Origin of the sequence: Flavobacterium sp. NRK1 (genome assembly GCF_024054175.1) — a bacterium.
GTDB lineage: Bacteria > Bacteroidota > Bacteroidia > Flavobacteriales > Flavobacteriaceae > Flavobacterium.
Genome location: NZ_JAMXLA010000001.1, coordinates 226392 through 245871 on the forward strand (window position 1 = coordinate 226392; position 19480 = coordinate 245871).

Here is a 19480-nt window from a genome sequence, read left to right on the forward strand (position 1 = left end):
TTTTTTTAATGTTTTTTTAACCTTATTTCTCAACTGTCTAATTACCCGATTATTGCAGTATGAATTATTTTTGGTTTTGTAGAGTTAGGAAGGGCGGCTCTCTGCAAAATCATAGGTTTTAATATCTCAATATCATCTCTCCTCTATTTTAAACCTATATACATATATATTATAGTGTACACTAAACAGCATACTTTATACAACAACAATCGCATATATTATATATATAGGTAGCAAATACAATGTATAAAATCCCCCACCCCACCAATCAAAAACCAACATTTAGGCTTTTTAAACCCAATTTGCATTAAATGATTATTAATTACTTACAAAAGCATACCCTATATAACCGACTATTAGGATAAATTATTAATTTTAGCTTTTAAACTTACTATTATGAATGATGCACATTTACACCTTGTAGTAAACCACCTCCCTATTATTACTCCCATTATAGGACTACTTGTAATGATTGGCGGCTTTATTTCGAAATCTGAAGCGGTTAAGCGTACTGCTTATTTTATATTCGTGCTTAGCGCATTTGCCGCTATGCCTGCAATGGCCACCGGAGAGGGTGCCGAAGAAATTGTAGAAACCTTTGGCGTAGATCATCATATAATACACGAACATGAAGAAATGGCCGAAACCCTGGCAACTCTTTGCTATATATTAGGTGCTATTGGCATTGTGGGACTTTGGGCGAGCTTTAAAAACAAATCGTTTAAAACTATTATTGCCATAGCTGCTTTAGTATTTAGTGCCGGTGTTGGGTATTTTGGTTACCTTACAGGAACAAGCGGTGGCGAAATTTCTCACGCTGAAATCCGCAGCGACTTTAAAGTGGAGAAACACGAGGAACACCATGAAGAAGAATAAGAAGCTATATATAAATAAGTAGTCATAAAATTTATACCATACAAAAACCTGATCGTTTATAATGATCAGGTTTTTTTAAATCCGCTTCTCTTATCAGTAAAAAATACAAGAATAAAACCAAAATCAATGAAAAACACCCCATATCTCCCTTTCTCCCTATAATATACAGTAAATTAATTAAAAACAAATTACAACTGTACCCTATATATATTGTATGTGTATAGTTAATACTTTATATTTGCGCTTTATAAATTTTTAATAATGATAAATATTACACTGCCGGACGGTTCGGTTAAAAAGTTTGACGCAGGGGTTACTCCTCTGGACGTTGCCATGAGCATTAGTGAAGGTTTAGCAAGAAACGTGATTTCTGCATCCTTCAATGGTACAACTGTTGAAACCAAGACCCCACTAACGACGGACGGCGCGTTAATATTATACACATGGAACGATAAAGACGGTAAGAAAGCGTTTTGGCATTCTACTTCCCACGTTATGGCGCAAGCCCTGCAGGAATTATACCCGGGCATTAAGCTTACTATTGGCCCTGCGATTGAAAATGGCTTTTATTATGATGTTGATTTTGGAGAATACACTATTACCGACAAAGATTTTAAAGCTATTGAAGACAAGGTGCTTGAAATTGCAAGGGAGAAACATGAGTTTACTATGCGCAGCGCTACTAAGGCTGAAGCATTAGCGTTCTACAAAAATGAAAACAACCCGTATAAAACGGAACTTATAGAAAACCTTGAAGACGGTACTATTACGTTTTGCGATCACGCTACGTTTACCGACTTATGCCGTGGAGGACACATTCCTAACACAGGTATCATTAAGGCGTTTAAAATAATGAGCGTTGCCGGTGCTTATTGGCGCGGTGATGAGAAAAACAAACAGCTTACACGTGTGTATGGTATTTCTTTCCCGAAACAGAAAGACCTTACCGAATATCTTGAACTTCTGGAAGAAGCGAAAAGACGTGACCACCGTAAGCTTGGTAAAGAACTTGAGCTATTTGCTTTTTCAAGCAAAGTGGGTCAGGGTTTACCGTTATGGTTGCCAAAAGGCGCTGCACTACGCGATCGTTTAGAGCAGTTTCTTAAAAAAGCACAAAAGAAAGCCGGATATGAGCAGGTGGTAACACCTCACATTGGACAAAAAGAATTATATGTAACATCAGGTCACTATGCTAAGTATGGTGCAGACAGTTTTCAGCCAATACACACTCCTAACGAAGGTGAAGAGTTTTTATTAAAGCCGATGAACTGCCCGCATCACTGCGAGATCTACAACACTAAACCATGGTCGTATAAAGACCTGCCAAAGCGTTATGCTGAATTTGGTACCGTATATCGTTATGAGCAGAGTGGTGAGCTTCACGGACTAACACGTGTTCGTGGATTTACTCAGGATGATGCTCATATTTTCTGTACGCCGGATCAGCTTGATGAAGAATTCAAAAAAGTAATTGACCTGGTACTTTATGTATTCAGCTCGCTTGGCTTTGAAAACTTCAGCGCGCAGATATCACTTCGCGACCAGGAGAACAGGGAAAAATATATAGGATCTGACGAAAACTGGGAGAAAGCAGAAAATGCTATTATTAACGCTGCTAAAGACAAAGGTCTTAACACAGTGGTAGAATATGGCGAAGCTGCTTTTTATGGTCCTAAACTTGACTTTATGGTTAAGGATGCTTTAGGCCGCCAATGGCAGTTGGGTACTATTCAGGTAGATTATAATCTTCCTGAACGTTTTGACCTGACTTACAAGGGTTCAGACAACGAATTGCACCGTCCTGTAATGATTCACCGTGCGCCTTTCGGATCTATGGAGCGCTTTATAGCGATATTACTGGAAAACACAGCCGGAAACTTCCCGCTTTGGCTAATGCCGGAGCAAGCTATCATACTGTCTCTTAGTGAGAAATATGAAAATTATGCTAAAAAAGTTTTAGAATTGCTGGAAAATCACGAAATTCGCGCCCTGATTGATAACCGAAACGAAACCATCGGTAAAAAAATACGCGAAGCGGAAGTTCAAAAAATGCCGTTTATGCTTATCGTTGGTGAGGAAGAGGAGAAAAATGGTACGATTTCTGTACGTCGTCATGGCGATGCAGGAAAAACAAACCAAAGCATGACAATTGAAGAATTTGCTTCTTTAGTACAGGAAGAAATAGATAAAACACTAAAAACATTCTAAGTTTAACTTAAATTTTAAAAGCCATAGCAATAAGAAACAACAGAGGCTACCAGCCTCGAGTAGAAAAAAAAGATGCACATAGAACAAATGCTGCAATCCGTGTCCCTGAAGTAAGGCTTGTTGGGGAAAACGTAGAGCCCGGAGTTTACAAAACATCGGTAGCCCTGCAAATGGCAGAAGAGCAGGAAGTGGATTTGGTAGAGATATCTCCGAATGCAGAGCCACCCGTTTGTAAAATAATGGACTACAAGAAGTTCCTTTACGAACAAAAGAAACGCGACAAGATGCTTAAAGCTAAATCGTCGCAAATTACTGTAAAAGAAATACGTTTTGGACCTCAGACCGATGAGCACGATTATGAATTCAAAAAGAAGAATGCAGAGAAGTTCCTTAAAGAAGGTTCTAAACTAAAAGCATTCGTATTCTTTAAAGGTCGTTCTATCATTTATAAAGAGCAGGGGCAAATCCTTTTATTAAGGCTTGCAACAGATCTTGAAGAATGGGGAAAAGTAGAGGCTATGCCTGTACTTGAAGGTAAGAGAATGATTATGTTCATTGCTCCGAAAAAGAAAAAATAAGACTCAGCCATAAAGTCGAAAGTCTTAAAGTCTGCATTCCGTTCAGGATATGGCTTTATGACTTTCGGCTTTAGACTTTGGATTATAAAAATAAGTAAGTAAGATAAATTAAATAAAGGAAGAAAATGCCTAAAATGAAAACTAAATCCAGTGCCAAAAAGCGCTTTAAAGTGACTGGTTCTGGTAAAATCAAAAGAAAGCACGCTTTTAAAAGTCACATCCTGACTAAAAAATCTAAAAAGCGTAAGCTAGCTTTAACTCACTCTGCTCTTGTTCACAAAACAGATGAGAAAAGCGTTAAACAGCAATTAAGATTAATCTAATCGCTGTTTCGGTTAAACAAAATTAATAACCCTGGAGCATGGCCCATTAAGTTTCCTAAATTAACATTGGAACGCCTGCTACAAAAAAAGTAAAATTATGCCAAGATCAGTAAATTCAGTAGCATCAAGAGCTCGTAGAAAAAGAGTATTGAAGCAAGCCAAAGGTTTCTTTGGAAGACGTAAAAACGTTTGGACAGTAGCGAAAAACGCGGTAGAAAAAGCAATGGTTTATGCTTACCGTGACAGAAAACAAAAGAAAAGAAATTTCCGTGCTTTATGGATCATGCGTATCAACGCCGGTGCAAGACTACACGGAATGAGCTATTCTCAATTTATGGGTAAAGTTAAAGCTAATGGTATCGAATTGAACCGTAAGGTTCTTGCAGATCTAGCTGCTAACCACCCTGAAGCATTTACGGCTATCGTAAACCAAGTTAAATAAAACGTTTATAAACAATATATTTATTCTTACTTACATAAATAACCCGTTCAGCAATGAGCGGGTTTTTTGTTTTCTATATCCATTAAAAACAAAAAATAGATCTGTTTAAAAAGTTATCCTTAACGCAATAAGTACGTCTTGAATAAGAAAATCCCGCAATTGCGGGATTGGATATTTATATCTATAGACTTTATTATGTTTTAAGTTTCTTTTTTCGCGCAGCCGGAAACAATACATTATTTAATATAAGCCGGTAACCCGGAGAATTAGGATGCAGGTCTAATACAGTGGGCGCATCGCCTACCCTATGCTGATAATCTTCGGGATCGTGACCTCCGTAAAAAGTAAACATTCCTTTTCCTTTAGTTCCATGTATGTAGCGTGCCTCACCCGTCTGTTTATTCTCGCCCATAACAAGTACATTGGATTTTACCCTATCTGCCCTAAATGCTGTTGTCTGACCCATAAACCCTTTTACAAGTTGTGTGTGGTTTTGGCAAAGCATAGCAGGAATAGGATCCCACTTGGCAGAATAATCCATTAAGGTAAAATAGTCGAGATCCATTGGTATTTTACGATCGTTGGTAGTATCAATATCCGAGAATTCATAAACTATAGGATTACGCTCCAGTATAAAATCTTTAAAAGCAAATGAATTGTTGTAATCTATTTTAGCCTGATAGTTAGGTTCGCTGGCATCACCATCAAACATCGGTTCACAAATATCTACGCCTTCTGCTGCAAGAGCAATATCAAAACTATCGGTAGCCGAACACATGGCAAACATAAAACCCCCACCTATAACAAAGTTCTTTATTTTATTGGCTACTGCCAGTTTTTCCTGAGATACTTTAGAATAACCGAGCTTAGCAGCAAGTGCTTCTGCCTCTTTTTTCTGTTCTATATACCACGGTGCATTGCGATACGCACCAAAAAATTTACCATACTGACCCGAAAAATCTTCGTGGTGCAGGTGTAGCCAGTCATATAAAACGAGCGCATCATTAAGTACTTCTTCATCATAAACAGCCGTAAACGGAATTTCCGCATAGGTAAGCACCATAGTTACGGCATCATCCCATGGCATTTTTCCAGGGGGAGTATAAACAGCAATTTTAGGGGCTTTTTCAAGCACCACGTTTTCCATATTTTGGGACGGGCTGCTTATTTCATCCAGAATATTATTGGCTTCGCCATCACTAAGTACTTCAAAACTCACACCGCGAATCTGGCATTCACGCCTTATTTGTTCTGAATCAGGAAATAAAAAAGACCCGCCTCTGTAATTAAGAAGCCAGTTTGCCTTAATACCTTTGTCCAGCACCCAGTAGGTAATACCGTAAGCTTTAAGATGATTTTGCTGGGTAGTTTCATCCATAGGCAGTAATATCATAGATGCCTTTGCCGAAAAACCTACTGCCAGTAACAGTAAAATATATATTTTTTTAAATGCCATTGGATGTAAGATTTATTCAAAGATACTAAACTAACGATAGAAATTGAAGTGTATTACAGGTATTACCATCTAAAGATTAGCAAGATAATTTAATAGAAAAAAAACAGTAAGAGAAAGCAGCATAAAATTGGGTTTAAATCATGCAAAAGCTTATTTTTACAGCTTAATTCAACAAAATATTTATCATGAAAGACCTATTTGCTCAAATCAACGCAGAGATTGAGAAATTTAAAGCAGAAGCAGAATTACACATCGAAAAAAACAACAAAGCAGCCGGAACAAGAGCTCGTAAGTCAGCTTTAGAACTAAGCAAACTTTTAAAAGATTTCAGAAAAGTATCTGTAGAAGAATCTAAAAAATAGTTAATTAGCAGTCCTCATTTGAGGACTGTTTTTTTTTATAAAAAAATGCACCGCTTCCCCGGTGCATTTTATAGTTTAATGTTTAGTTGATGGATATGCCGCCTTAATCATTTACAGTGATGTACTCGGCACCGTTAACATCCATTTCTCGTATTGCTTCGGTAAGAACGAAGTCTTCATTAGTAGTTTTTCCCATAAGCTATATTTTCAGTTAGGTGGTTATCTTATTTTTTAAAATGGCACATCGTCATCGTTAGGACTGCTGCTATTCATATTACTTCCAAAGGCATCATTTGCCGATGGCAGATTTTTAGTTATAAAATCATGACTGCTGTTCATACTTGAAGGCAATTCATCAAAAGGGGAACCAAAATCATCAAGATTGTCAAATTTACCGAGACTGCCGATAAACTTAAGCCTAATATTATCAAGTCCGCCATTACGGTGTTTGGCTACTATAAATTCGGCTTGCCCCTGAGTTGGCGAACGTTCTTCATCATCCCATTCGTCAATTTTATAATATTCAGGCCGGTAAATAAATGATACTATATCCGCATCCTGCTCAATCGCACCCGACTCCCTCAAATCCGATAGTAAAGGACGTTTACTCGATCCACGTGTTTCAACAGCACGCGATAACTGAGACAGCGCAATAACCGGCACATTAAGTTCTTTCGCTAAAGCTTTCAGGTTTCGGGATATAGTAGAGATTTCCTGTTCACGGTTTCCCCCACCTTTAGAGTTTCCTCCGGCTGTCATTAACTGAAGATAATCTATAATAATCATCCTGATGCCATATTGTGATGCCAGCCTTCTTGCTTTTGCCCTAAGGTCAAAAATAGAAAGCGAAGGAGTATCATCTATATATAATGGTGCCTTTTCAAGGTCTTTTACTTTTATACTAAGCTGCTCCCACTCGTGTTTTTCAAGTTTACCGGTACGCAGTTTTTCAGATGAAAGTCCTGTTTCACTTGAAATCAAACGGGTAATAAGCTGTACTGACGACATCTCAAGCGAGAAAACCGCAACACCATGATTAAAATCTATAGCGATATTACGAGCCATAGATAGTACAAAGGCCGTTTTACCCATACCCGGCCTTGCTGCAATAATAATAAGGTCACTGGGCTGCCAGCCCGATGTAAGCTTATCCAGATCGTGAAAACCTGTAGCCACACCACTTAACCCTTCTTTATTAGCAATCTCTTCAATACGTTTCTTTGCCTGAATTACCAGACTCTGGGCAGTTTCAGAACTTCGTTTGATATTACCCTGCGTAACTTCATATAATTTAGATTCGGCTTTATCAAGCAAATCAAAAACATCTGTAGTTTCGTCATAGGATTCTTCAATGATTTCGCTCGAAATCCTGATAAGGCTTCGCTGAATATACTTCTGAAGAATTATTCTTGAGTGAAATTCAATATGAGCAGAAGACGATATTTTTTGTGTAAGCTGGATAAGGTAAAAATCACCTCCGGCAAGCTCAAGCTTTCCTGTTTTTTTAAGTTGTGCAGATACTGTTAATAAGTCTATTGGCTGAGTATCGTTAAATAACTCAACAATAGCCTCATAAATATGTTTATGAGCATCTTTATAAAAGGCATCGGGCTGAAGTATATCGATAACATCATCTACTCCCTTCTTATCAATCATCATGGCTCCCAATACTGCCTCCTCTAAATCCAGCGCCTGCGGTGGCAGCTTGCCTTTTTCGAGGTTGATAATGGTAGCTTTATCAACTTTTACGGGGTTTATATTTCTGACGTTTTCCATAGTACGAATGTAATTAAAATTAAGGCGGAAAGGTTAAGTAATTGTTAAGGACAACATGTTGATATCCTGTTAATAAGTTAACCTTTTGTGTTGAAAACCAAAAAAAAATCCGAAGCAGCGGGGGCTTCGGACTAATTTTGCGTTTATGGCTTATTATTCCTTAAATTCGCCCATTTTACTGTACTTATCCATTCTTTGAGCAACAAGCTGCTCTGTTGATAAGTCTTTTAATTCATTATATCCTTTAAGGATTTGTTTTTCTACTGCTTTAAATGCTGTTTCCCTGTCATAGTGTGCCCCGCCCAGAGGTTCAGGAATAATATCATCAATAAGGCCATTCTTTTTCATATCAAAAGACGTAAGCTTTAAAGCTTCCGCAGCCTGCTCTTTGTATTCCCAGCTTCTCCATAGGATTGATGAACAGGATTCAGGGGAAATTACAGAATACCATGTGTTTTCCATCATGTAAACTTTATCTCCTACTCCTATACCTAAAGCACCACCTGAAGCACCCTCTCCTACTATAACGGTAATAATAGGTGTTTTAAGGCGTACCATTTCAAAAATATTTCTTGCAATAGCTTCTCCCTGTCCTCTTTCTTCTGCTTCAAGCCCTGGGTAAGCACCCGGAGTATCAACAAGAGTAACTACAGGAATACCAAACTTTTCAGCCATTTTCATAAGACGAAGTGCCTTACGGTATCCTTCAGGATTAGCCATACCGAAATTACGGTATTGCCTTGTTTTTGTATTGAAACCTTTTTGCTGGCCAATAATCATAAATGATTGTCCGCCTATTTTTCCAAGACCGCCAATCATTGCTTTATCATCTTTAAAGCTACGGTCGCCAAACAGCTCAAGGAAAGTATCGCCTGTAAGGGCACGTACATGATCCATAGTGTAAGGACGGCTTGGGTGCCTTGAAAGCTGAACCCTTTGCCATGCAGTAAGGTTCTTGTATATTTTCTTTTTGGTTTCTTCCAGTTTCTCTTCTATCTGTTTGCATGTATTAGATACATCAACATCAGACTCCTGGCCAATTATTGTACACTTATCCAGTTGGTCTTCAAGTTCCTTAATAGGAAGTTCAAAATCTAAATATTCCATAGTATGGCAGATTTTTAATTTTAATCGAAATGCAAAGATAAAATTTTAACCGGACTGAAAAACAGTACGGGGCATTTAGTTTGCTTTTTTCGTTCTATTTTTAAGTATTCCGTTGAGTATCACGGTTGTTAAAATTATAGCAGCCCCTATATAAAAACTTGTGCTCATTTTTTCTTTATCATGAAATACCAGCACTGCCAGAATTATCCCATAAACGGGCTCCATGTTAATAGTAAGCATTACAGTATATGGACTAAGAAATTTCATTACCTGTACAGATGCTATAAAAGCATAAGCTGTACAAACCGAGCCCAATATAAACAGCCATTGCCAGTCGGAAGCTGACAGTTGGAAGAATTCTGTAGTGAAGCGCCCGGAAAATAACAGGTAAATTGAAAAGAAGAATACCCCTCCTAACAATTCATAAAAAGATATGGTTACCGGATTATACTGCACCGCATATTTACCATTGATTATAGAAAATGTTGCCGAAAGAAATGCTGAAGATAATGCCAGCAATATTCCGTTAAGGTAATTGCCTTCAAAACTGAAAATAATATACAGCCCTGCAATAACAAGAAGCCCAAAGAATACCTCATACAGAATTATTTTTCTGCCAAAAAAGATAGGCTCCATAAAGCAGGTAAAAAAAGCACCCGTAGAAAGGCACGCCAGCGTTACCGATATATTTGACACTTTAATCGCCTGAAAAAAAGTAAACCAGTGCAGGGCAATAACAAGCCCGGCTGCCATAAAGCCTAAAAATGTTTTTAGTGAAATTTTAAGCGGTGTTTTTGTAAACAGTGCATACAAGAATGTAAGAGCAACAGCTATAGACATTCTGAACCACACCAACGGAAGTGCCTCCAACGATATAAGAGCTCCTAATACCGCTGTGAACCCCCATACAAATACTATTAAATGGAGATGCAGGTAACTTTTAAGTTTATCGCCTTGCATTGCGTAATAAATAAATAGCGAGTATGCCAAAAGCTACATTTGGAAACCATACTGCTATTATAGGCGACATAGCAGATTTTTCGGCAAGGGTACCAAATACTTTATCTATAAATATATAAGAAAAGGCAAGCCCTATACCCATTGCAAGATTTATACCCATACCTCCCCTGCGTTTCATAGAAGAAACTGCCACTGCTATAACCGTAAGTATAAACGCCGAAACAGGTATACTGTATTTTTTATACAGCACTACCAGGTAGGCATTTATATTACCCGATCCGCGCAGCCTCTCTTTATCTATAAAATCGTTAAGCTCGCCCAAACTCATCGTTTCGGCTGCATATATGGTAGGAGTAAGATCGTCAGGATAAAAATTGAATTTAAATTTTTTCTCGGGAGCAGATTCAAGTTTGTCACCCATAGCGCCGATAGTTCTTTTGGAATAACTAATAAGAGTATAAGTACTATCATTAGCATTCCAGCGGATAGAACCTGCATTTATTTTATAAATAAGCTTATTATCTTTAAATTTCTCAAGGTTAAAGTTATACCCTGTTTTATCTACATAATTAAAACTGCTTACATATATGTATTCATTATCGCTAATCTGTTTATATACGTCCTGATTTTGCCTGACTTCATTATTACTTCCTTTCAGATAGGTGTATCTGAAATCATTAAAACCCTTACTGGCTCCCGGCACAAAAAAGAAACCCATTACCAATGCCAGCACGCATATTATAGACGCTCCTATAATATAAGGCCGTAAAAAACGCATATATGATATACCTGACCCAAGAATAGCAACAATTTCTGTATTGTTAGCAAGTTTAGATGTAAACCATATTACCGATAGAAACAGAAATATAGGAAAAAGCATATTGGCAAAATAGATGGTAAAATCGCCATAATATTTAGCCACTTCTACAAAAGGGACTTTTCTTGATAATATCCTGTTTATTTTTTCGGAAACATCTATAACAATACCAATAGGTATAAACATAAGAAGCATTACAAAAAAAGTAGCCAGATAGCGTTTTAGAATATACCAGTCTATTATTTTCATCTAAAGTTATTTCTTATTTTGAGAGAGATTAGCAATACACTCTTCGCGTATTTCCCACAATCTTGATAGCGACAAATTTATGTTTTTATTAGCCAAAAGCCATTGTGCCAAAAAACTTTTATGCAACTTAATTTTATAGTCAGTTATCTGATGCGGTAAAATCAGAGTTTGTTCACTTATCTCTAAGTCAAACTCCGGAATTTTGGTATTAGCAAGTAGTATACATTAAAGCCTTTGGCTCATATTTCTAACCATCACGTCTTTCCATTCACGAAAATCTCCAGCTATAATGTGCTTTCTTGCTTCACGCACCAGCCACATATAAAAGCCAAGATTGTGTATTGTAGCAATTTGCTTGCCAAGGAATTCATTAGCAGCAAAAAGGTGTCTTAAATAAGCCTTTGTATATTCTGTATCTACAAAGGTGATTCCCATTTCGTCTATTGGCGAAAAGTCATCTTCCCATTTTTTATTTTTGATATTGATAGTACCGTTTGCAGTAAAAAGCATACCGTTACGGGCATTACGCGTTGGCATAACGCAGTCAAACATATCTACACCTAAAGCAATATTTTCAAGAATATTTATTGGCGTGCCCACACCCATAAGGTAACGTGGTTTATCTTCCTGTAAAATGCTGCATACCACATCAGTCATTGCATACATTTCTTCGGCAGGCTCACCTACAGATAATCCTCCAATAGCATTACCTACAGCACCTGCATTAGCAATATATTCAGCAGATTGTGCCCTAAGATCGGTATATGTACTCCCCTGAACAATTGGAAAAAATGCCTGACTATATCCATATTTGTAGGGTAGTTTTTCAAGATGTGCAATACATCTGTCTAACCAACGGTGCGTCATGTGCATTGAGCGTTTTGCATAACGGTAATCGCATGGGTAAGGCGTACATTCATCAAAAGCCATAATAATATCTGCACCAATAGTACGCTGAATTTCCATTACACTTTCCGGAGAAAAGAAATGGTATGATCCGTCAATATGTGATTTGAATTTTACGCCTTCTTCTTTAATCTTGCGATTAGCCGAAAGGGAGTAAACCTGGTATCCGCCGCTATCAGTAAGAATCGGTCTATCCCAGTTCATGAATTTGTGCAATCCACCTGCTTTTTCAAGTATGTCAGTTTGAGGCCTTAGATATAAATGATAGGTATTACCCAATATAATATCGGGGTTAATATCGTCTTTAAGCTCACGCTGATGCACACCCTTTACAGTACCCATTGTACCAACAGGCATAAAGATAGGCGTTTCTATAACACCGTGATCGGTAGTTATACTGCCCGCTCTTGCTTTACTCTGCGGGTCTTTAGTGATTAAATCAAATTTCATGGTTCTCTTTTACAGCGTGCAAAGATAAATCATTTATGCTTTATTTGCTCATTAGATATTGCGTTATTGATTAAGAAGCACACCTGTGATTTTTAAAATTTGAAATTTGTTTTTTCTACATTTACATTATAACCAACAATACTTAACAAATGAAATATTATCTGCTTTTAGTTTTATCATTATTTACATTTTCAATATATGCTCAAAACAACATAATATACCTAACCCCTGAAGAATTGGTAAATAATATTAAAAATGATACATTAAAAGCAGCAGTAATACAGTTCTGGATCCCGAATTGTGCCAATGCAAAAGAAATAGTTACCCATTACAAAGAACTGGAAGATCAATATGGCTCTAAAGTTAATTTTTACTTTATAGGTATAACCAATAAGGAAACGTTGGTAGATACTCTTATAGAAGCTACAGCGTATAAATACAACATTTATATTGCCGCCCCCTCGGTTAATGATGATATAACAATAAGAAGAGAGACTTTTGCTGCAAAAGTATGCCACCTGCTTAATCTTAAAAAAAGTGATTTTCTGACAATGTACCTGAAAAAAAATGGTAAGGTTATTTATTGTGGAGATGCAATTGATATTAAAAAAAGTAAGCTTAAAGAAGTCTTATAATTGCACTAAGTATCTAATATCTTTATTTTTATAACCGAATCATAAAACAACCTGTAAGATTTAAATTTTTTTATGTAACAAAAAGTAAGTTGTTAGCGACTTATGAAGCTAAATCAACTTAATCATTAATCAATCATGAAAAACAAATTTGCACTGGCTTTAGCCTGTTTTTTTACCATCCTTACCGTATTTGCACAGGCACCAGACAAAACCAAACTTGACCAATATTTTGCTGCACTTAATGCGAACAACAAATTTATGGGCAGTGTAGCCGTATCACAAAACGGTAAAACAGTTTACTCAAAATCTATAGGCTTTGCTGATGTTGAAAAAGGCATTAAAAGCAATGAAAACACTAAATTCAGAATAGGTTCTATTTCAAAAACTTTCACTTCAACACTTGTACTTAAAGCTGCTGAAGAAAATAAGCTAAAGCTTACCGACAAACTTGAAAAATATTTCCCTGAGATACCAAATGCATCAAAGATTACTATTGATAATATGCTAAATCATCATAGCGGCATTCATAACTTCACTAACGATCCCGAATATATGTCATATATGACCGAACCAAAAACCGAAGCTGAAATGGTTGCCATTATTGCTAAATCACCTAGTGATTTTGAACCTGACAGCAAAGGTGAATACAGCAATTCTAATTATGTATTGTTAAGCTATATAATCGAAAAAGTATATAAAAAACCATTTAAGGCCATTGTAGACGAAAAGATCATTAAGCCGCTTGGACTTAAAAACACATACTATGGAAGCAAAACAAACACTGCTAATAATGAAGCGTATTCATATTCGTTTGATGGCAAATGGACTAAAGGAGCAGAAACAGATATGTCAATACCAATGGGTGCAGGAGCAATGATCTCTACTCCAACCGATCTTTCACGCTTTATCGAAGGATTATTTGCAGGTAAAATTATTTCAATGGCAAGCCTTGAACAAATGACAACTATGAAAGACAATTATGGACTAGGTTTATTTGTCTTCCCTTTACAATCTGCAAAAGCTTATGGACACGACGGTGCTATAGACAAATTTACTTCTGCAGTGGTTTACATACCTCAAGATAAAATCTCTATAGGTGTTGTTTCTAACGGTTCTAACGATTATACTAATGATGACATTTCAAAAACACTCCTGGACTGGATATACAAGCATCCGTTCGAAGTACCGTCATTTAAAACTGCATCCTATACAACTGAAGAACTTGATAAGTATATAGGAAATTATACAACAACCGAAATTCCTATCGGAATTATGATTACTAAACAAGGTACATCTTTGATAGCACAGGCTACAGGACAAAGTTCCTTTCCCCTTTCTGCAGCAGAAGAAAATGTGTTTAAGTTTAGCAAGGCAGGTATAGTACTTGAATTTGATCCTGCAAAAAACCAAATGATATTAAAGCAGGGTGGCGGTGTATTTACCTTTACCAAAACCAATTAAACTTATTTTTACCTAATAAACTATTAGCCTCAGTCACCTCAGATTGAGGCTAAAATATTTTTGCCAGTCCTGAAAATTAAAATTACTTTTGCACCAGTTTAACTTTAATAGAAAAAATGAAGCCTAACACACAACAACTAAATGACTTAACGACTCAGGTAAGAAGGGATATCCTTCGTATGGTTCATGCGGTAAACTCAGGACACCCCGGAGGATCGCTTGGCTGTACAGAATTTATGGTAGCCCTTTACCAGGTTTTAATGGACCGCAAGGAAGGTTTTGATATGGATGGTATAGGCGAAGATATATTCTTCCTTTCTAATGGCCACATCTCTCCTGTTTTTTACAGTGTACTTGCAAGAAGCGGTTACTTTCCTGTAGCAGAGCTTGCTACTTTCCGCCATATAAACTCAAGGCTTCAGGGACACCCTACAACTCATGAAGGCCTACCCGGTATTCGTATGGCTTCAGGATCTCTTGGACAGGGAATGAGCGTAGCAATAGGAGCTGCTCAAACTAAAAAACTTAATGGTGATAACCACCTTGTATATAGTCTTCATGGTGATGGTGAGCTTCAGGAAGGACAAAACTGGGAAGCTATGATGTATGCTTCTGCTTATAAAGTAGATAACTACATTGCTACTATTGACGTTAATGGAAAACAAATTGACGGGCCTACAGATGAAGTACTTAATATGGGCAGCCTGAGCGCTAAATTTATTGCTTTTGGCTGGGATGTTGTTGAAATTATAGAAGGCAACAATATAGAAGCTATTATAGCCGGTATGACTGAAGCTAAAGCTAAAACAGGACAAGGAAGGCCGGTTTGTGTATTACTTCATACAGAAATGGGTAACGGTGTAGATTATATGATGCATACACATGCCTGGCATGGTAAAGCACCAAATGACGAGCAGCTTCAAAAAGCATTCGATCAGAATGCAATAACCCTTGGCGATTATTAATAGATTTTAGATAATAAATTTAGATGTGAGAATTTAGATTGAAAACACACTCAAGGTAATAAACCGGATAATTTTCTCAATACTAAAATCTCAATACTTATAAAGAAAATGAAAAAATATACAAATACAGGTAATAAAGATACACGTTCTGGTTTCGGAGCCGGTCTTACAGAGCTTGGAAAAACTAATGAAAATGTTGTTGCACTTTGTGCTGACCTTATCGGGTCTCTTAAAATGGACGACTTTAAAGCAAACCATCCTGAACGTTTCTTTCAGGTAGGTATTGCTGAAGCGAACATGATAGGTATGGCTGCAGGTATGACTATTGGTGGAAAAATTCCTTTTACGGGTACTTTTGCCAACTTCTCTACAGGAAGGGTTTATGACCAGATACGTCAATCTGTTGCTTACTCAGATAAAAACGTGAAAATTTGTGCTTCTCACGCCGGTTTAACACTGGGTGAAGATGGTGCAACACACCAGATATTAGAAGACATCGGTTTGATGAAAATGCTGCCGGGCATGACTGTAATCAACACATGCGATTATAACCAGACAAAAGCGGCTACTATTGCTATTGCTGAACACTACGGGCCTGTTTACTTGCGTTTTGGCCGTCCGTCAGTTGCTAACTTTACTTCGGAAACAGGAGAAGATTTTGTAATTGGTAAAGCAATAATGCTTAACGAAGGTACAGATGTTACTATTGTAGCTACAGGACACCTTGTTTGGGAAGCGCTTATTGCTGCCGAAGCTCTTGAAGCTAAAGGGATCTCTGCAGAGGTTATCAACATTCATACTATCAAGCCACTTGACGAAGAAGCTATTCTTAAATCAGTTGGTAAAACAGGATGCATAGTTACTGCTGAAGAACATAATATTTTTGGCGGGCTGGGAGAAAGTGTTGCTCGTGTGTTAGCATTAAACAACCCTGCTCCACAAGAGTTTGTAGCAGTAAACGACAGTTTTGGTGAATCAGGAACTCCTGCCCAGCTTATGGACAAATACAAACTAAACAATCAAGCTATTGTTGAAGCTGTTGAAAAAGTAATAAAGAGAAAGTAATAATTTTTTCTCTTACATATAAAAAATCCCGCTCAATGAGCGGGATTTTTGTTTTATAATTTAATTCTTATTCTCCTCCTTTACAGGCAGGATCAAGGAATTTTGGCAGCGTACTTGATGGAGAACATTTAAATTCATCTTTAACCGTACCATCTTCATTAAACATTTCTTCAAAAGTATAATACTGATTGGTAGTTCCGGGTATTCTTATTTCATCTTTTGTATAACGCCCGTCACCATCATCATCATTATCAAGATAATTAGGCGTTCCGTCACCATCCGTATCATAATACTCAATACTTGCTCCCGGTTCGGCAGCTTCATCTTTATTAAGAATACCATCTTTATCCAAATCCGTATAAGTTACATCCAATAATTGAAATGTAAAGGCCAGACATGTATAAGGTGGTATGAGGTTACTGCGTGTCTGATTAAAATAAGCAAGCCCTGAAGGCAGAAACATTGCACCTGCACCAAAATCGGTAAAAGAAGCCGGTTCACCTATATTGCCTTCTACAAAATTACCTGATTTAAAAAGTGGCATTATATCCCACCAGCCCGGTATAAAGCCATAAAGTTCAACTTCTGTACTTGAATACGGCCTATAATCAAACTGGGTACCATCAAATAATGTACCTCTGTAAGTAACATTAATATTATCCCCTAAACTAGGACTCTTATTAACGCCCTGTCTAAATGAAAGATAATATACCGTATATTCTACATCATTCCTGGTGATTTTTATATTTTGAAGTGGGTAATCTGTCTGATCCCAAATAGAGGTTTGTTCAGCTGCATTTGTAATTTCAGGAAAGGTAGCATCAAGTGTTTCTGTATTAAGATCGATATAATGATTAGTAAGAAACTTCATTATACTATCCTTATCAGATGCATATTGCACTCCATAATCTCTTGGAGGCGCAACCTTAACATCATCATCATTCTTACATGATGCAAAAAATACAATTATAGCAACAAGGCTGAAAGCCTTTAAAAATCTATTCATTTTAATGTTTTTTAATGGGCGCAAGATACAATTTTCATTTATTTTTGTATTGCTAATAACAACGATTTTTAAGAATTAGTATGAGGATTGATAAATATTTATGGTGTGTGCGTTATTATAAAACCCGAAGTATTGCAACGCAGGCAATACAAAAAGGGCATGTTACTGTAAACGGCCAGCAGGCAAAGGCTTCACGCGAAGTTTTCCCTACAGACAAAATAAGCGTAAGACGTGACCAGATAAACTATATGCTAACAGTGCTGGATATACCCGCAAACCGTGTAGGGCCTAAACTGGTTGATATTTACCGTAAAGATGAAACACCGGCAGAGGCTTTTGAACATCTGGAGCTGCTTAAGCTATCTAAAGAACATTATCGTGCCAGAGGAACCGGAAGGCCTACCAAAAAAGACCGTCGTGACCTGGATGAATATGGTATGGATACAGACGATAATGACGAGGAATAAAAATAAACAATAGCGCAACTCTTTTTTTTATCTTTGAACAAATATTACCCTACAATGAAAAACATTATCCTTACACAACAGGAAATAGACCATACAACAAAACGCATTGCTTATCAGATTTATGAAACTTTTCCCGATGATACCGAGGTGGTATTGGCAGGAATAGCAAATAACGGCTACTTATTTGCACAAAAACTTGCAAAAGAACTGGAAAGAATATCTGATATTAAAGTAACGCTGTGTGAGGTAATAATTAATAAACAAAAACCTCTTGAGCAGGTAAAAACATCATTACAGGCGAATGAATATGCCAATAAAAGCCTTGTACTGGTTGATGATGTACTAAATAGCGGCACTACGCTTATTTATGGTGTAAAGCATTTTTTAGATGTACCGCTTAAAAAATTTAAAACAGCTGTATTGGTAGACCGCAACCACAAACAATATCCAGTTAAAGCCGATTTTAAAGGTCTTTCTCTTTCTACATCACTTTTAGAAAATGTACAGGTGATACTTGATGAAAATGAGCAATATGCTTTTCTGGAAGATTAAAATAAACTCATAATTTCATTTGCAATCTGCTCCGTCGATTTACCGTCGGTCACAACTATGTGCTTTGCCTTATGGTAATAATAACTGCGTTCAAAAAGATGCTGGGCAATAAATTCATGTAATTCATCGCTCTTAAGCGAATTTATAAGCGGCCTTTGCCCTGATTGATTTTCTATACGTTTTACTAATTCTGTAATACTAGTTTTAAGATAAACAGATATTACATCTTCTCTTTGCAATACCTCATGGTTATTAGCATAGCACGGAGTTCCCCCGCCTAAACTCAAAACAAAGCCCTCTGAGCCATTAATTATAGCTTTAAGCATTTCATGCTCTAATTTACGGAATTTAATCTCTCCTCCCTCTTCAAACAATTCAGGTATACTTTTCCCTGCCTTTTGTTCTATAGCTTCATCAAGATCTATATACAATAATCCTGAAGTTTTTGCCAGCAAACGTGCAGTTGTTGTTTTACCCGATGCCATATATCCGCACAATACTACTTTTTTCATATTGCAATTTTACTCACTTTTTTTGTCAGATGGCGCTTACCAACGCAAAATTATTGCTATTTATAATATAACAATAAATTGACATTAATTTTTCTTGGCTAATAAGCCCCTAAAAATAAAGGCGTTAAAAAAAATAAGCAAAAAAAAGACAAATTTATGCCCAAATCGCTTTGAATAATAAATAATACATGCGTATATTTGCACCCGCATTCAGGGAATGACTTTTTATTGACTCGGTAGCTCAGCTGGTAGAGCACATCACTTTTAATGATGGGGTCCTGGGTTCGAATCCCAGCCGGGTCACAAA

General features: G+C 37.0%; 20 protein-coding genes and 1 tRNA gene. 13 read left to right on the top strand and 8 right to left on the bottom strand.

The window, feature by feature from the left end; translation table 11 throughout:
* Nucleotides 1-396: 396 nt before the first annotated feature.
* The 5 genes from NHE85_RS01065 to rplT all read left to right on the top strand — a co-directional run bounded on the left by NHE85_RS01065 (nt 397) and on the right by rplT (nt 4427).
* On the top strand, nt 397-876 hold the full coding sequence (locus tag NHE85_RS01065) for a hypothetical protein (protein ID WP_252808871.1): 480 nt from the start codon (nt 397-399) through the stop codon (nt 874-876).
* A gap of 261 nt (nt 877-1137) precedes the next feature.
* On the top strand, nt 1138-3084 hold the full coding sequence (thrS, locus tag NHE85_RS01070) for a threonine--tRNA ligase (protein ID WP_252808873.1): 1947 nt from the start codon (nt 1138-1140) through the stop codon (nt 3082-3084).
* A gap of 29 nt (nt 3085-3113) precedes the next feature.
* The gene (infC, locus tag NHE85_RS01075; RefSeq protein ID WP_308219369.1) at nt 3114-3662 is read left to right on the top strand and encodes a translation initiation factor IF-3; all 549 of its coding nucleotides are present in this window, start codon (nt 3114-3116) and stop codon (nt 3660-3662) included.
* Between the two features lie 125 nt (nt 3663-3787).
* Nucleotides 3788-3985, top strand: coding sequence for a 50S ribosomal protein L35 (rpmI, locus tag NHE85_RS01080; RefSeq protein ID WP_176007463.1), 198 nt, complete (start codon nt 3788-3790; stop codon nt 3983-3985).
* Nucleotides 3986-4082: 97 nt separating this feature from the next.
* Complete coding sequence (gene rplT, locus NHE85_RS01085) at nt 4083-4427, top strand: 50S ribosomal protein L20 (RefSeq protein ID WP_252808875.1); 345 nt, start codon at nt 4083-4085, stop codon at nt 4425-4427.
* 193 nt (nt 4428-4620) lie between these two features.
* On the opposite strand, the gene NHE85_RS01090 is transcribed toward rplT, so the two are convergent.
* Nucleotides 4621-5883 (bottom strand): asparagine synthetase B, encoded by a 1263-nt coding sequence (locus tag NHE85_RS01090; protein WP_252808877.1) that lies wholly within the window; start codon nt 5881-5883, stop codon nt 4621-4623.
* A 185-nt stretch (nt 5884-6068) separates the two neighbouring features.
* Between NHE85_RS01090 and NHE85_RS01095 the strand changes: the two genes are divergently transcribed.
* The gene (locus tag NHE85_RS01095; RefSeq protein ID WP_252808879.1) at nt 6069-6245 is read left to right on the top strand and encodes a histone H1; all 177 of its coding nucleotides are present in this window, start codon (nt 6069-6071) and stop codon (nt 6243-6245) included.
* 231 nt (nt 6246-6476) lie between these two features.
* Here NHE85_RS01095 and dnaB read toward each other — a convergent pair whose 3' ends face one another.
* The 5 genes from dnaB to tgt all read right to left on the bottom strand — a co-directional run bounded on the left by dnaB (nt 6477) and on the right by tgt (nt 12510).
* Nucleotides 6477-8021: a replicative DNA helicase gene (gene dnaB / locus NHE85_RS01100; protein ID WP_252808880.1), complete on the bottom strand. Its 1545-nt coding sequence runs from the start codon at nt 8019-8021 to the stop codon at nt 6477-6479.
* A 153-nt stretch (nt 8022-8174) separates the two neighbouring features.
* Complete coding sequence (locus NHE85_RS01105) at nt 8175-9128, bottom strand: acetyl-CoA carboxylase carboxyltransferase subunit alpha (protein ID WP_252808882.1); 954 nt, start codon at nt 9126-9128, stop codon at nt 8175-8177.
* A 75-nt stretch (nt 9129-9203) separates the two neighbouring features.
* On the bottom strand, nt 9204-10088 hold the full coding sequence (locus tag NHE85_RS01110; RefSeq protein ID WP_252808884.1) for a DMT family transporter: 885 nt from the start codon (nt 10086-10088) through the stop codon (nt 9204-9206).
* Nucleotides 10075-11154, bottom strand: coding sequence for an LptF/LptG family permease (locus tag NHE85_RS01115; protein ID WP_252808886.1), 1080 nt, complete (start codon nt 11152-11154; stop codon nt 10075-10077). Before NHE85_RS01115 ends, NHE85_RS01110 begins: the two co-directional genes overlap by 14 nt.
* 225 nt (nt 11155-11379) lie before the next feature.
* A complete protein-coding gene (gene tgt / locus NHE85_RS01120; RefSeq protein ID WP_252808888.1) occupies nt 11380-12510 on the bottom strand; it encodes a tRNA guanosine(34) transglycosylase Tgt in 1131 nt (376 codons plus the stop codon).
* Between the two features lie 149 nt (nt 12511-12659).
* On the opposite strand from tgt, the gene NHE85_RS01125 reads away from it, so the two are divergent.
* The 4 genes from NHE85_RS01125 (at nt 12660) to NHE85_RS01140 (ending at nt 16636) form a co-directional block, all read left to right on the top strand.
* A complete protein-coding gene (locus tag NHE85_RS01125) occupies nt 12660-13145 on the top strand; it encodes a hypothetical protein (RefSeq protein ID WP_252808889.1) in 486 nt (161 codons plus the stop codon).
* Between the two features lie 135 nt (nt 13146-13280).
* A complete protein-coding gene (locus tag NHE85_RS01130) occupies nt 13281-14606 on the top strand; it encodes a serine hydrolase (protein WP_252808890.1) in 1326 nt (441 codons plus the stop codon).
* Nucleotides 14607-14722: 116 nt separating this feature from the next.
* On the top strand, nt 14723-15571 hold the full coding sequence (locus tag NHE85_RS01135) for a transketolase (protein WP_252808891.1): 849 nt from the start codon (nt 14723-14725) through the stop codon (nt 15569-15571).
* Nucleotides 15572-15679: 108 nt separating this feature from the next.
* The gene (locus NHE85_RS01140; RefSeq protein WP_252808892.1) at nt 15680-16636 is read left to right on the top strand and encodes a transketolase family protein; all 957 of its coding nucleotides are present in this window, start codon (nt 15680-15682) and stop codon (nt 16634-16636) included.
* 67 nt (nt 16637-16703) lie between these two features.
* Here the strand turns inward: NHE85_RS01140 and NHE85_RS01145 are convergent, their stop codons facing one another.
* Nucleotides 16704-17642, bottom strand: a complete 939-nt coding sequence (locus tag NHE85_RS01145) for an FKBP-type peptidyl-prolyl cis-trans isomerase (protein ID WP_252808893.1) — start codon at nt 17640-17642, stop codon at nt 16704-16706.
* 80 nt (nt 17643-17722) lie between these two features.
* Between NHE85_RS01145 and NHE85_RS01150 the strand changes: the two genes are divergently transcribed.
* Entirely contained in the window at nt 17723-18109 is a 387-nt protein-coding gene (locus tag NHE85_RS01150; protein WP_252808894.1) for an RNA-binding S4 domain-containing protein, read from the top strand.
* Nucleotides 18110-18163: 54 nt separating this feature from the next.
* Complete coding sequence (locus NHE85_RS01155; RefSeq protein WP_252808895.1) at nt 18164-18661, top strand: phosphoribosyltransferase family protein; 498 nt, start codon at nt 18164-18166, stop codon at nt 18659-18661.
* Here the strand turns inward: NHE85_RS01155 and NHE85_RS01160 are convergent.
* Nucleotides 18658-19173, bottom strand: a complete 516-nt coding sequence (locus NHE85_RS01160; RefSeq protein ID WP_252808896.1) for a shikimate kinase — start codon at nt 19171-19173, stop codon at nt 18658-18660. The genes NHE85_RS01155 and NHE85_RS01160 overlap by 4 nt on opposite strands.
* A gap of 230 nt (nt 19174-19403) precedes the next feature.
* Between NHE85_RS01160 and NHE85_RS01165 the strand changes: the two genes are divergently transcribed.
* Nucleotides 19404-19476: transfer RNA gene (locus NHE85_RS01165), tRNA-Lys, on the top strand.
* Nucleotides 19477-19480 lie beyond the last annotated feature (4 nt).

Coding starts and splice junctions, on each gene's coding strand:
- NHE85_RS01135 (WP_252808891.1), top strand. CDS start 14,723: ATGAAGCCTAACACACAACAACTAAATGACTTAACGACTCAGGTAAGA.
- tgt (WP_252808888.1), bottom strand. CDS start 12,510: ATGAAATTTGATTTAATCACTAAAGACCCGCAGAGTAAAGCAAGAGCG.
- NHE85_RS01065 (WP_252808871.1), top strand. CDS start 397: ATGAATGATGCACATTTACACCTTGTAGTAAACCACCTCCCTATTATT.
- rplT (WP_252808875.1), top strand. CDS start 4,083: ATGCCAAGATCAGTAAATTCAGTAGCATCAAGAGCTCGTAGAAAAAGA.
- NHE85_RS01105 (WP_252808882.1), bottom strand. CDS start 9,128: ATGGAATATTTAGATTTTGAACTTCCTATTAAGGAACTTGAAGACCAA.
- NHE85_RS01160 (WP_252808896.1), bottom strand. CDS start 19,173: ATGAAAAAAGTAGTATTGTGCGGATATATGGCATCGGGTAAAACAACA.
- NHE85_RS01140 (WP_252808892.1), top strand. CDS start 15,680: ATGAAAAAATATACAAATACAGGTAATAAAGATACACGTTCTGGTTTC.
- NHE85_RS01095 (WP_252808879.1), top strand. CDS start 6,069: ATGAAAGACCTATTTGCTCAAATCAACGCAGAGATTGAGAAATTTAAA.
- NHE85_RS01115 (WP_252808886.1), bottom strand. CDS start 11,154: ATGAAAATAATAGACTGGTATATTCTAAAACGCTATCTGGCTACTTTT.
- thrS (WP_252808873.1), top strand. CDS start 1,138: ATGATAAATATTACACTGCCGGACGGTTCGGTTAAAAAGTTTGACGCA.
- NHE85_RS01090 (WP_252808877.1), bottom strand. CDS start 5,883: ATGGCATTTAAAAAAATATATATTTTACTGTTACTGGCAGTAGGTTTT.
- NHE85_RS01110 (WP_252808884.1), bottom strand. CDS start 10,088: ATGCAAGGCGATAAACTTAAAAGTTACCTGCATCTCCATTTAATAGTA.
- NHE85_RS01125 (WP_252808889.1), top strand. CDS start 12,660: ATGAAATATTATCTGCTTTTAGTTTTATCATTATTTACATTTTCAATA.
- dnaB (WP_252808880.1), bottom strand. CDS start 8,021: ATGGAAAACGTCAGAAATATAAACCCCGTAAAAGTTGATAAAGCTACC.
- NHE85_RS01145 (WP_252808893.1), bottom strand. CDS start 17,642: ATGAATAGATTTTTAAAGGCTTTCAGCCTTGTTGCTATAATTGTATTT.
- NHE85_RS01150 (WP_252808894.1), top strand. CDS start 17,723: ATGAGGATTGATAAATATTTATGGTGTGTGCGTTATTATAAAACCCGA.
- rpmI (WP_176007463.1), top strand. CDS start 3,788: ATGCCTAAAATGAAAACTAAATCCAGTGCCAAAAAGCGCTTTAAAGTG.
- NHE85_RS01130 (WP_252808890.1), top strand. CDS start 13,281: ATGAAAAACAAATTTGCACTGGCTTTAGCCTGTTTTTTTACCATCCTT.
- NHE85_RS01155 (WP_252808895.1), top strand. CDS start 18,164: ATGAAAAACATTATCCTTACACAACAGGAAATAGACCATACAACAAAA.